The sequence below is a fragment of the Megasphaera stantonii genome, from assembly GCF_025567065.1.
Classification (GTDB): domain Bacteria; phylum Bacillota; class Negativicutes; order Veillonellales; family Megasphaeraceae; genus Megasphaera; species Megasphaera stantonii.
Map to the genome: position 1 here is coordinate 46,465 of NZ_JAOQKD010000002.1, position 12,839 is coordinate 59,303.

The window sequence follows — 12,839 nt, forward strand, 5'->3', positions numbered from 1 at the left end:
GATGACATCCCCCTCCGCATAGATCGTCTACGCCGATAGCTGTAAAAAATTTCGAATCATTATCGGGCCTTCCGGTGTCAAGATGGACTCCGGATGAAACTGCAGCCCGTATATAGGATACTTTCGATGGCCGACGGCCATGATTTCCTTTTCGTCTGTCTCAGCCAATATTTCCAATTCGTCCGGCAGCGTTCCCCTCTTCGCCGCCAGCGAATGGTAGCGGCCGACGTCGATAGCCGGCGGCACGTCCCGGAACAATGGCGACGGGCTGCAAATATGCGCCACGGACTGCTTGCCGTGCATGAGCCGTTCGGCGTATGTAATTTCCCCGCCGAAGGCTTCGCAAATGGCCTGATGGCCTAGGCACACGCCTAAGATGGGAACCTTTCCGGCAAAATGCCGGATGGCTTCTTCGCAAATACCCGCCTCGGCCGGCCGCCCCGGCCCCGGTGAGATGACCAGGTGGTCGGGATGCATGGCTTCGATGACCTGGACCGTCGTCTCGTCGTTCCGCACGACGGTAATCCGGCGGTCGAACTGCCCCAGCAGCTGGTAGAGATTGTAGGAAAAGCTGTCGTAATTATCAATAAGCACAATCATCGTCTATCCCTCCGTCAGCCTGCCGGATCGCCATGACCACGGCCTGAATTTTATTGAGACATTCCTGATATTCCCGTTCGGGCACGCTGTCGGCGACGATGCCCGCTCCGGACCGGACGAACAAGCGCCGGCCTTTTTTGTAAGCCAGGCGAATGCCGATGCACATATCCATGTTGCCCGTAAAATCAATATACCCGACAGCACCGCCGTACACGCCCCGCTTTTTCCCTTCCAGCTCGTCGATAATCTGACAAGCCCGAATTTTCGGGGCTCCCGACAGCGTCCCCGCCGGCAGGACTGCTCCTACGGCGTCGACGGCCGTCTTGTCTTTGCAAATCGTCCCCTTTACCGTAGACCCTAAATGCATGACGTGGGAAAACCGCAGGACGTCTAAGTACGACTCGACGTGGACGGAGCCGAATTCGCTGACGCGCCCCAGGTCGTTTCGCCCCAAATCGACGAGCATGTTGTGCTCCGCCAACTCCTTTTCGTTATGCAGGAGCTCCTGCTCCAGCGCCGCGTCCTCTTCATCCGACGCGCCTCTGGGCCGCGTCCCCGCCAGGGGAAAGGTAAAGAGAGAGCCGTTATGGAGCTTTACCAGCGTTTCCGGAGAAGAGCCGGCAATTTCCAGATCCTTTCCCGACAAATAAAACATGTACGGCGACGGGTTCGTCGTCCGCAGGACGCGGTATACGTCGAAGAGGCTGCCGTCGGCTTCCGCCTCCATCCGATTGGATAAGACGACCTGGAAGATATCGCCTTCGCGTATATAGTGCTTTCCCGCCTCTACCATGCGGCAGTATTCCTCGCGGGAAAACATGGGCTGGAAAGGGCTTTGCAGCCGCAGGGGCGCGATGTCGGCCCCTTTGCCGCGGCGGATGAGCCGCTCCATCTGCTCCAGCTCCAGCAGCGCCTTCTGGTAATGCTCGTCCGCTCCGTCAAGCCGTACGTTGGCAATCAAGAAGATAGTCTGCTTCAAATGGTCGAAGACGATGACCTTATCGAACAGAAATAAGTCGAAATCCAGTATATCTTCATCGTCGTCAGCCTCCAGATGCAGCGACGGCTCGGCATACTGGATATAATCGTAGGCGACGTATCCGACAAGGCCGCCGGTAAAGGGCGGAAGGCCGTCGATGCGGGGCGCCGCGTTGTCTGCTAAGACCTGCCGCAGGAAGGACGCCGGGTTCTCCGTTTGAACCTCTATGTCCGTGCCGGCCCGGATGTGAACAGTCCCGTCCTTGCAGGCCAGCTCCATCTGGGGATCATATCCTAAAAACGTGTACCGGCCCCACCGCTTGGAGTCCTCCATGCTCTCCAGCAAGTAGCACTGGGAGCTCACGGTTTTCAAAATCCGCATTACCTCGACAGGCGTCCGGATATCGGCGTACATGCACCGGCTCACCGGCACGGTTTTATATTGGGGGCCGTAGGCCTTTACCTCTGCTAATGACAGCATCGCTGTTTCCTCCTATAAAAAAATCCGCCCATGACAAAGTCTACAACTTGTCAAGGACGGATATAGTTTCTCCGCGGTGCCACCTTGCTTTAGGATATGACTCCTACTCTCGACGGAATGCCATCACATTCCCGGCAACTGACGTATGCCTCCACGTCGCAGAATACTCGGCTAAAGCCTTTGACTGCGCCCTCAGCGGTCCATTTAACGAGCTGCGTTCGGCCGGCTTCTCAGCACCCCGGCTCTCTGTACGTGCACGACATCGTTTTTACTTCCGCCTCACTGGTTTTCATGGGCTATGTTCGTTTGTTGATTTGTATGATATATCAAAAAAACTAATCTGTCAAGAATTTATCTCTTTAGATTTTAAAGCAATCGTTTTACGTAATTAAGATAATACATTATAGCGCAAAAAAACGCATCTCTCTTCGTTGGAGGGAATGCAAAGAGAGATGCGCTGAAAGCTATGTATGGCTTAGGTAATCCGATTAGAAGAAGGCCAGGAAAGGCGATACGACTAAGAGCACGCCGGCGAAGATGATAAGGGCCAGCGTAATGCCCTTATATTTGTGCAGGGAATTGACCTTGTACACCAGGTAGGCCGGAATCAGGCAGCCGATCAAGCCGAAGATAGGCCCGAGAAGGGTTAACAGCTTGAGAACCGGCGCATTGAGAACGATAGCGCCCCAGGCAACGGCTACGGCAAAGACAAGGATACCCGTTTTTACCATCGACTTGTTAATCCGTTCTTCCGGCATCACGCGGCGCAGAATGTTCAGGGCAATGCCGCCGCAGGCTTCGCGGAAGCCAAGGAATACGCTGAAGAATGCCGTCATGACAGAGAAGATGTTCAAAATTAGGCTGAAAATCTTAACGGCGCTGCCGTCAAACCCTCTGGCTACGATAGCCAGGGCAGAGATGTTCTGCGAGTAGGCTTCTACAGCCTGTTCATGGCCCATGGCCAAGTTGAAGGACATAGCATAAGAGAAAATCGTAATGAACAAGACGCTGAAGGCAATCTTCATAGCCCGCATCGCTTTATACCGCGCTACGTAGATAGACTTGTGATGAGAACGGTAGGAAATAACCATCGGGCTGATGCTGGGCAGGAACAAAATCGACGTCAGCGTAACCGGCAGCATGGCGATGGTATTCTTAATCAGAAATCCCAAGTCGGGGAATACGCCGATGTTGGCGATATTCCAATGCTGAACCATGATGCCTCCGAGGCAGATGACGACGAGGAGCTTGGTCAAAACCATGAGCGTAGACATGCGGAACAGCAGCTGTTCGCCCCGCGACGCCAAGGCAACCATGACGCAGATGATAGCCAGGCCGTAGAAGGGGCTGTCCGACAGCAGCGTATCGGTCACGCCGAAGGAATACAGGAACGACGCGCTGTCATTCGTCAGAGCCGTCGAATACATAAACACGCAGATCAAAATGCTGAGGAAATAGAGAATACCGAGAAGGAAGCCCCAGTTTTTCCCCAAATATCCGCTGATGACGCTGGGGTAATCTTCGCACCGCGGCGAATCGGCCAACGTGTTGATAAATAAGCGCTGCAAGAGATAAATAGCCGGATATGCGATAATCGCCGAAAACAGATACACCCAGATACCGACAAGACCGACCTGTACGGGAAGGAATACGATACCGGCGCCGATTGCCATGCCGATACTCATAATAACCCAGCCCCAGTCCGTGCTGTCAAACTTAACGGCCGCTTTCCATTCTACGTCCGTCATCCCTGCCTGCCGCGCAAGCGCTGCCGATGAGTTCATTGTGCATAACCTCCTAAATGAATACAGAAACCGCAGTAAAATGATAGCCGCTCGCATTCTTTCGAGCTAAGCGAAACTTACTAGCCATCGTCCCCACACGATTAGCTGCTTCCCCCATCGTAACTCCTTACAGTACGTTGTTATGCGTGTTGCAAGCATTTTTTCAAGCAAGTGCCGCATATTGTATATTTAAATTTCCGGCTGTGTTTTATATACGAAATTCCTATAAGCCATTCCAGTCCGTATATTGCCTGCCGTAAAATTTAAAGCTATAATAGTGGTATAACCTTCTACTCAAACGTTTTATTTGTTGTCTAAAGTATAACATGGATTGCATAGGCTGTAAAATATATAGAACGCATTCCTTAGTCATAGTTTTATCTTATATCAAGCCGACAAATTTATCGGAAATAACCGATATTTTCCATAAAACATTAACCCCGGCCTTATATGTATGATATGCATTTACAATATGCTATTTTATTATTCTATTGCCGTTTTTATGAGATTTAACCAGTAATCATTATCAAATCAAGAAAACATTTAAAAAATAAATAAAAATTTATATATTTCTGATTTTTCTCCCAAATGTCAGCAAAAATTTTTTTATACCCTTAGCGTCACCCTCGCCTTTCTGCCTTTTAACAGCCCGAAAAACCGGCGTTTTGCCGGCCCATGTCTTCGTCGTTGCCAATTCCATAGTTTCTCTATATAAAGCACGGAGGTATCGTATGACATTACAGCAACTTAAATATGTAATCGAGTTATCTAAACACAATTCCATCTCGTCAGCCGCTCAATCCTTGTCTATTTCCCAGCCCAGCCTGAGCATGGCCGTCAAGGAACTAGAAGAAGAGTTCCATATTACCATCTTAAACCGCAATCACCGCGGCGTATCCTTCACTGCCCAGGGCCTCGATTTCCTGCGCTTCGCCCGCTCGATTATCGAGCAGACCAGCCGCCTGCAGACTTATTTCGACCGCAGCGCCGGCAGGCAGGACAAGGCCCATCTGACCATTGCCGCCCACTACGATATCTTCGCCGCCGACGCCTTTACCAGCTATCTCCAGACGTTAAGCGGCGACGCCTATTCCCTGTCGCTCCACGAAGGCCGCACGGGCGAAGTCATCCGCCAGGTCGCAGAGCAGCAAAGCCAAATCGGCGTCCTGCTCATGTCGCCGCGCACGACGGCATATAACCACGCCGTGTTTACGAAGCACAATTTAGACTTCACCGGCCTGAAAACGGTCTCGCCTTGCCTGTACGTCCGTTCCGCCCATCCCCTGGCGCAGTCTGCATCGGTCTCCCTGAAGGACCTCGTCTCGTACCCCCACGTAAAGATGAAGAGGGAAAATACGAGCAACTACTTGTCGGAAGAACTTCTCCCCGATATACGGTCTGAAAAGGAAATTCAAGTAACCGATAGGAACACGATGTTTTCGATCATCAAAAACACCGACGCCTACGCCTTAGGGGCCTGCCGTCTTCCCCAGGGAATCTGCTGCGACGGGATTTGCTCCACTCCGATTCACACGGCCAATACCCTGACCGTCGGCTGGATTCACCTGAAAGGCATTTCCATTGCGCCGGAATGCCGCCACTACCTCGAATGGCTCGAACACTGCCTGCAGGCGTCTCAGCCTGACCAGGACTGAGAACCAGTCCGATTCCGCTTCCATACGCGCAAAAGCCCTGCCGTACCATCCCGATACGGCAGGGCTTTTGCATCATTCCTGCTATGGATTCCAGTCGATGCCGTTGCCGTAAAATTGGCTCGGCGTATCCTGTAATTGAATAGTGACGACGACCGGCATGTCGGCCTGCGTCTGTATCCACTGCTGCAGCCGCCCGGCTTCGTCGGCCGTGAGCTGGCGGCTGACGACGATATAGGCCAGCCATTGACGGCCTTCCGCTTCCTCTGCTCCGTCGAAGGAGCTCAGCGTGCCGCCGCTGATTTGCTGTACTGCCGGGAATAAAACAGGAGCCTGACGGTTCAGGCTGCGCAGGAGATTCTGGTCCGCCGCGTCGCGCTTGTACGAGCCGTAATACTGATTCGCCAGCTCCTTATAGGATTTGCCGCTGTCGTTTTTCAGCTCGTTGGCCAGGCGGGCGTTGATGATTTCCTGCACCTGTTCCTGATTGAGCTGCGACGCCGGCCCCTGCACGACCTTCAGCGTCGTCTGCCGCAGCTGTCCATACTGATGCAGCGATGCTTGCAGCCGCTCTATCTCCCGGTCATCCAAAGGAGCGCCGATGACGTCGACGTTCAGCACGTCATGATCCAGCTCGTATGCGACGACGCTCGACGCCTCGAGATCCATGTCCTGCGAAATAAACGATTTCACCTGCGAATCGCGGATATTTTCATTCGCCGTGACATAGGCCATATACAGGCTGGGGACCGTCACGACCAAGCCGCAGACGATGAGAAACCACCGCTGATAGCGAAAATGCGCTTCCGACACGCCTCCGCACACAGGCACCCGCAGGATTTTAAAAATGAGGAAACTGGAAAAGGTAATGAAAAAGCAGTTAATAAAAAAGAGGTACAACGCGCCGCCGAAGAAATGGAAGGAATGGGCGGCAATCCCGTAGCCTGCCGTGCACAGCGGCGGCATGAGAGCCGTCGCAATCGCCACGCCGGGAATGACGTTGCTCTTTTCCTGCCGCGTATTGCCGACGGCCCCGGCAATCCCGCCGCACAGGGCGATGATGACGTCCCAGGCCGTCGGCGCCGTGCGGGCCAGCATTTCCGGCGACGGCGTCGTAATGGGCGTCAGGGAAAAATACACCGCCGCCGTGAGCAAGGCGAAGACGACTTGAAAGCTCAATTTTACCAGCGACTTTTTAATAAAACGCATGTCGTACGTCGCCATGCCGTATCCCGTCGCCACGATGCCGCCCATGAGCGGCGAAATGAGCATAGCCCCGATAATCACGGCCACGCTGTTCATGTTGAGGCCTACAGAGGCGATAAAAATCGCCATGATTAAAATAACCAGATTCGCACCCTTTACCGTAGAATCGGCGTCAATCCGCGCCGCAATCTCTTCCACCGGCGCGCTGTCCCGTTTAATATCAAACACATCCCGCCATTCACCCATGTCCATCATCCCTTCGTCTATACGCATTTCATATGAAACCAGCACGGTTTTATTACTAACTATTATACAAAAAATATCAAAATTAGGGTAGACATATGCTCGTTTTCAATGCGGATTACCCTGCATTTGCATATACGTAATACATAAATGAACGTCTTGCCTTTGTTTTATTATTACTTTTGTAGTATACTTTATATATAATACTTTTTTTATCCACAAAAGGAGGTTTTATATGAAAGAACTAAAACAAGCATATTCCAGCATACGCCGCCGCTATACCCCGACAGGCGTATTTTTATCAGCTGCCGGTTCGGTCATTCTGATGGCGCTGGTATCCGCCGCCTTGCCCGTGCCGCTGCAAGCTCTGACCAATCACCTGAGCTACTCGATCATCAGTCATTTCGGCTGGTACTATTTATTGTTAGTATCGGCCATCGTGGCGCTCTGTCTATTTTTTATACTTACGCCTATGGGCCGCATCCGTTTAGGAAATCCCGGCTCTAAACCGGAATATTCGCGCCTGTCCTGGTTGGCCATGCTCTTTTCTGCCGGCATGGGCATTGGACTCGTCTTTTTCGGCGCGGCGGAGCCCTTGTCTCATTTCGCTGTCGCCACGCCTCAGGCCGAACCGGGAAGCCAGGAAGCGCTGGCCGATGCCCTGCGCTACACCTTCTTTCACTGGGGCATTCACGCCTGGGCGATTTATGCCGTCGTCGCCTTAGCGCTGGCGTATTTTAAATTCCGCAAAAAGGAACCGAGCCTCCTGTCGATGACCTTAAAGCCGTTATTTGGCCGGACAATGGAACGGTTTCCCGGAAAATTGGTAGACTACGTCTGTATTATCACGACAGCCTTAGGCGTCGCCACGACCTTAGGATTTGGAGCGGCGCAGATCGGCAGCGGCCTGCAGTATCTCGTCCAGGTCCCCAACACACTGCAGCTGCAGCTCGGTATCATCGCGGCTGCTACGATACTGTTTCTCCTTTCTGCCGTCTCCGGCGTAGATAAGGGTGTACGCATATTGTCAAACATCAATATCGCCCTGGCCGTCTTTTTAGTCGCCGCGGCCTTATTCTTAGGTCCGACAGTACATATTTTAAACACCTTAGTAGACACGTTGGGCTCGTATCTGCAAAATGTTGTCCGCATGAGCTTCCGCACCGGCGCCTTCAATGCCGTCCGGCAAGAATGGATTGAACAGTGGACGATTTTCTACTGGGCCTGGTGGCTTTCGTGGTCGCCCTTTGTCGGCATGTTCATCGCCCGCATTTCGAAGGGCCGGACAATCCGCGAATTCCTGACCTGCGTACTGCTTATCCCGACGCTTTTCAGCTTTCTCTGGTTTTCCGTATTCGGAATCCTTGCCAGCGAAACCTATGCGGTTTATCCGCAGATCGCCCAGATGCCGTCAGAGCAGGTATTATTCGGCATACTCCAGGCCTACCCGGCCAGTACGGCCCTCTCGGTGATAACCGTATTGCTGCTGTTTATCTTTTTCATCACGTCAGCTGATTCCGCCACCTTTGTGTTGTCCATGCTGTCTGAAAAAGGCAGCCTCGTGCCGCACGACAGCGTAAAAATCGTCTGGGGCCTCTTGGTGTCCCTCATCGCCGGGCTGCTCCTGACCATCGGCGGGCTGGCGGCACTGCAAAACGCCATGATCATCGCGGCCTTTCCCTTTTCCTTTATCGTCATTTTGATGATGATCGCCTTATATATCGAATTGTCCCACGAGCAGCGGGAAATGGGGCTGTATATCAAGCCGGAAACATATCCGCCGAAAAACGCGCCCTTCCGTTCCTATGAAGAGAATTCGTAAAAACAATATACAGCTGCTAAACACAAGGGGCTGCATAATCCAAAAGAAAGATTATGCAGCCCCTTTGTATGTCAGCATTGACAAAATAAACCAATCGGTCTATTCCGGTGTCAGATACATTACGAAGGAAGGTGAAGGAATGAAAAAAGGCGACCAGTCTAAACACCATTTAATCGAATGCGCGGCCCGCCTCTTTTGGCACGACGGCTACAACGCGACGGGAATCAATAAAATTCTTCAAGAGTCAAAAATGACGAAGGGTTCCTTTTATTTCTATTTCAAGACGAAAAAAGAGCTTGCCGCCGCAGTGATTTCCTATTACCAGCAAGTCATTTTCGAGTGGCTTCAGGAACTGTCCCAGGATACGCAGTGGGAGGAATTTGTCCGCCAGTTTTCCTCCCGCATGCTGAAGGACGCCGCCGACGGAAGGCATTACGGCTGTCCCTTCGCCGTCGTAGGCATGGAAATCGCCTTTGCCGAGCCCGACATCTCGCCATGCTACGCCGCCGCCTTAGAAAATGTCGCCGCGTGCTGGAGCAGTCGGGAATCCCTTCGTCCCATTCATCCACTCTGGCCGACCGCCTGTTTTCTATCTACGAAGGCGAACTGCTGCGATACCGCATCAGCAAAGATCCTATATACATAAAAAATTTGGAAGCCCAGCTCATCGGCACGTACCGGGAATACCGCAAAATTCATTCTATATAAGAGGTGATATTATGAGTCGTTCTTCTCTTGCCCAAGCCATCTACGAAACAGCCCTGTCCTGCGGATTTGATAACTGCGGAATCATTCCCATATCGGCCCTGGACGGCTATAAGCAGCGTTTGCAGGAGAGGGAAGAAGCTGTTCCCCAAAGCCGGCCCGTTTACCAGGATATAGAACATCTGGCGGCAGTCCGAGAGCTATATCCCTGGGCAAAATCGGTCGTCGTCTGCATCACATGGTTAGGAGCGTACCGCTATCCCCTCTCGCTGCAGGGACTGTACGGCAAGGCCTTCCTCCTGTCTCCCGACACGGTGCCGGACTGCGAAGCCCACCGGCAGAAGCTGCGCTTTGAAGCTTGGCTGGCCGAGCAGGGCCTTCGCTTCGAAGGCGGAGAAACGAACGCGCCGGCCCGCATCATACCGCTACGCTACGCAGCCGTCGCCGCAGGCCTGGGAATTTTCAGAAAAAACAATTTCTTCTACGGGGAAAAGGGCTCCTATTACGAGCTGGAAGGCTATCTCATCGACCAGCTCTGCGAGTACACGCATGAATGCCGGCTGCGCCCCTGCGCCGACAGCTGTACGCTCTGCCAAAAGGCTTGCCGGACAAAGGCCTTGTCCGCGCCGTATACGATGAATCCCCTGTCCTGCACGTCCTTTTGGACGACCTTCGGGCAAGGCGCCGTTCCGCCGCACCGCACAGCCGACCAGTTTACGACCTGGCTGTGCGGCTGCGACGCCTGTCAGGACGCCTGCCCTTATAACCGCCACGACTGGAGCCAGGGCAAAGAATTTCCCGGCTTGCAGGAACTCGAACCGCTGCTGCAGCCGGAAAACATCGTCGCTGCGTCAGATACGGTTCTGCGCCGATATGTAATTCCCAAAACAGATCTTCACGTTTCCCCAGACCAGGTACAGACCCTCAAAACGTCGGCATCGCGCGTACTGGAGTATTTAGCGAAAGGAGTAATGCAGCAATGAACATCCTCGTGTTAAACGGAAGCCCTAAGGCGCACAGCACGACCTTGGATATGACGAAGGCCTTTCTCAGCGGCCTGTGCCAGACAGAACCGGGACATATCCAATACATTTCATCGTACGACAAGCACGTCAAATACTGCCAGGGCGACCTGTCGTGCTGGTTTCGCCAAGACGGCCAGTGCATCATCCAGGATGACGACATGAACGATATATTGGCCGCCATGAAGGAAAGCGACGTCATCGTCTGGAGCTTCCCTCTCCACTGCCACGGCCTCCCCGCCTCCTTAAAGGCCATATGGGACAGAACCATCGCCTTTTTAAAAATCAACATGACCCAAGGCAAGACGTATGTAGAACACGAACGCACCTTCGACCTGACGGCGAAGAAGCACGTCGTCATCGTCGGCGGCGGATACCCTTATTATCCCGATAATTTTGCCGCCGTAAAAACGCTGATGCAGATATACTTAAAGCATCCGGCCATGGCCTGCATCTGTGAAACGGCCCTGCTGGACGCATCAGCTCCGGAAATCGAGCCGCTGAAAGAAGCCTTATTCGCCCGACTGCACGAAGCCGGCATAGAATACGGCAAAACGGGACAGCTTTCAGCAGAGACCGTTCGGCAGCTTGAATCTCCGTTGGTGCCGAATGAAACGTACATCGCCATGATCAACAGCCTCGCGCCGGAAACCAAGGCGCAGTAAAAAAAATCCCTGCCCCATCTGCATTCAGCAGAGAGGTCAGGGATTTGTATTTCCATGCCATACAATATAGCCGTATTAAATAACCGGCCCGACGCAGAAAATATCCATAGAGCCAAAGTACCCTAAGGCTTCGTTTTTCGTCATCCGGCCCGACAGCACTTCCAGCAGCAGCTTGAAGGCTTCTTCGCCGATTTCTTCAATGTGGCTCTGCCCCAGCAGGATGCGTCCGGCATTTAAGTCCATGTCATGCTGCATCCGTTCGTACGTATTGGGATTGCCGCAGATCTTGATGACCGGCATGGACGGGAAGCCCTGCGGCGCGCCCCGGCCCGTAGAAAACATCATGACCTGCGCGCCCGTACAGGCCATGCCGGTCAGAATTTCCGGCTCCCGGCCCGGCGCGTCTTTAATCCACAGGCCCTTCAGGCCATCGGCGCGGTCGCAGTACTCCAGCACGCCCTGAATGGGACGGTGCCCCGATTTTACGATAGCCCCCAGGCTCTTTTCTTCTATGCTGGACAGGCCGCCGGCAATATTTCCCGGCGTCGGCTGGCCGCCCCGCATGTCTTCGCCTACCGATTTAGCCCGTTCTTCCATGCGGTTTACGATGTCGAAAATCTTTTGCCCTACGGGACCGTCGGGCCCGCCGACGGCGCGGTTTGCCAGGATATGTTCGCCGCCGATGAATTCCGTCGTTTCGCCGAAGATGACCGTCCCGCCGAGGTCGACCAGCTTATCAGCCACATAGCCGATGACGGCATTGGAAGCCAGGCCCGACGTCGCGTCGGAAGCGCCGCACTTGATGGACATCATGATTTCCGAGGCATCGACTTCTTCCCGCTGGCAGCTGGAAATCTCCATGACCATCCGCTGGGCCGCATCGATACCGGCCTGAATGGCCCGCGACGTGCCGCCCAGTTCCTGAATCCGGATGATGTCTACGGGCTTTCCGCAGGCCCGGATTTCCTCTACCATCCGCTCGTGATCCGTCCCTTCGCAGCCGAGGCTGACGATTAAGGCCGCGCCGACGTTCGGGCTTTGTCCCAAGTTGGACAACACGTCGGTTACGCGCTTTAAGTCTATGGGCAGCTGACAACAGCCCTGATGATGAAAATACCCGATCGTTCCCTGAACCTGCCGGCAAATCGCTTGTCCTACGTCGTTGGCGCAGATGACGCTGGGAATGACGGCGACCAGATTGCGTGCCCCTACTTTGCCGTCGGCGCGGCGATAGCCCTGAAATGTATACTTGCTCATACTCATTACCTCCCTGCAATATCTCCTCTGCCGCGGCGCGCTTCTAAATTGTGGACGTGCACGTAATCGCCCTTTGCAATATCGCAGCTGGCCGTCCCGATGCATTCGCCGTACTTCATGATGAAATCGCCCTGATGCAGATCCCTCAAGGCAATTTTATGGCCATAGGGGATATCGTCGTTTACCCGTATAATCTCCGCGTGTCCCTTTTTATCGCGCACTTCGACGTCCATCCCCTTCTGAATACCTTCAGCAAAAATAGTCGCCACGTTATCCAAATCGTCAATCTTTAAAGCCAATTTCAAATCCATAAGCGTCCCTCCTGTCTCGTCTATCAGAACAAACCCTACGTACGCAAAATTCCGCATCACGCTCCTATCTCCAGCCGCAGTCCCTGTAAGCTGCCCTAGCTGCAGCAATAGCC

Annotated in this window: 11 protein-coding genes; 5 read left to right on the plus strand and 6 right to left on the minus strand. The window is 53.4% G+C overall.

Features of this window, described 5'->3' with window-relative positions:
• Nucleotides 1–27: 27 nt before the first annotated feature.
• The 3 genes from OCV58_RS02270 to OCV58_RS02280 all read right to left on the minus strand — a co-directional run bounded on the left by OCV58_RS02270 (nt 28) and on the right by OCV58_RS02280 (nt 3,843).
• The gene (locus OCV58_RS02270; protein ID WP_154876816.1) at nt 28–600 is read right to left on the minus strand and encodes an anthranilate synthase component II; all 573 of its coding nucleotides are present in this window, start codon (nt 598–600) and stop codon (nt 28–30) included.
• Nucleotides 584–2,059: an anthranilate synthase component I gene (trpE, locus tag OCV58_RS02275; RefSeq protein ID WP_154876817.1), complete on the minus strand. Its 1,476-nt coding sequence runs from the start codon at nt 2,057–2,059 to the stop codon at nt 584–586. The genes OCV58_RS02270 and trpE overlap by 17 nt, the downstream gene beginning before the upstream one ends.
• 488 nt (nt 2,060–2,547) lie before the next feature.
• Complete coding sequence (locus OCV58_RS02280; RefSeq protein ID WP_233127935.1) at nt 2,548–3,843, minus strand: SLC5/6 family protein; 1,296 nt, start codon at nt 3,841–3,843, stop codon at nt 2,548–2,550.
• Between the two features lie 731 nt (nt 3,844–4,574).
• On the opposite strand from OCV58_RS02280, the gene OCV58_RS02285 reads away from it, so the two are divergent.
• The gene (locus tag OCV58_RS02285; protein WP_154876818.1) at nt 4,575–5,498 is read left to right on the plus strand and encodes a LysR family transcriptional regulator; all 924 of its coding nucleotides are present in this window, start codon (nt 4,575–4,577) and stop codon (nt 5,496–5,498) included.
• Between the two features lie 81 nt (nt 5,499–5,579).
• Here OCV58_RS02285 and OCV58_RS02290 read toward each other — a convergent pair whose 3' ends face one another.
• Nucleotides 5,580–6,947 carry a DUF389 domain-containing protein gene (locus OCV58_RS02290; protein ID WP_154876893.1) on the minus strand — a complete coding sequence of 456 codons (1,368 nt, stop codon included), beginning with the start codon at nt 6,945–6,947 and terminating at the stop codon, nt 5,580–5,582.
• Between the two features lie 232 nt (nt 6,948–7,179).
• Here OCV58_RS02290 and OCV58_RS02295 point away from each other — a divergent pair, with 232 nt between their 5' ends.
• From OCV58_RS02295 to OCV58_RS02310, 4 genes are all read left to right on the plus strand, one after another.
• Nucleotides 7,180–8,766 (plus strand): BCCT family transporter, encoded by a 1,587-nt coding sequence (locus OCV58_RS02295; protein ID WP_154876819.1) that lies wholly within the window; start codon nt 7,180–7,182, stop codon nt 8,764–8,766.
• Nucleotides 8,767–8,905: 139 nt separating this feature from the next.
• The gene (locus tag OCV58_RS02300; protein WP_267312754.1) at nt 8,906–9,412 is read left to right on the plus strand and encodes a TetR/AcrR family transcriptional regulator; all 507 of its coding nucleotides are present in this window, start codon (nt 8,906–8,908) and stop codon (nt 9,410–9,412) included.
• Nucleotides 9,413–9,485: 73 nt separating this feature from the next.
• The gene (locus tag OCV58_RS02305; protein WP_154876821.1) at nt 9,486–10,454 is read left to right on the plus strand and encodes an epoxyqueuosine reductase; all 969 of its coding nucleotides are present in this window, start codon (nt 9,486–9,488) and stop codon (nt 10,452–10,454) included.
• Nucleotides 10,451–11,158 (plus strand): flavodoxin family protein, encoded by a 708-nt coding sequence (locus OCV58_RS02310; RefSeq protein WP_154876822.1) that lies wholly within the window; start codon nt 10,451–10,453, stop codon nt 11,156–11,158. Before OCV58_RS02305 ends, OCV58_RS02310 begins: the two co-directional genes overlap by 4 nt.
• Before the next feature lie 75 nt (nt 11,159–11,233).
• Here OCV58_RS02310 and OCV58_RS02315 read toward each other — a convergent pair whose 3' ends face one another.
• On the minus strand, nt 11,234–12,415 hold the full coding sequence (locus tag OCV58_RS02315) for a UxaA family hydrolase (RefSeq protein WP_087478197.1): 1,182 nt from the start codon (nt 12,413–12,415) through the stop codon (nt 11,234–11,236).
• Between the two features lie 5 nt (nt 12,416–12,420).
• Complete coding sequence (locus tag OCV58_RS02320; RefSeq protein ID WP_107196465.1) at nt 12,421–12,726, minus strand: UxaA family hydrolase; 306 nt, start codon at nt 12,724–12,726, stop codon at nt 12,421–12,423.
• Between the last annotated feature and the right edge of the window lie 113 nt (nt 12,727–12,839).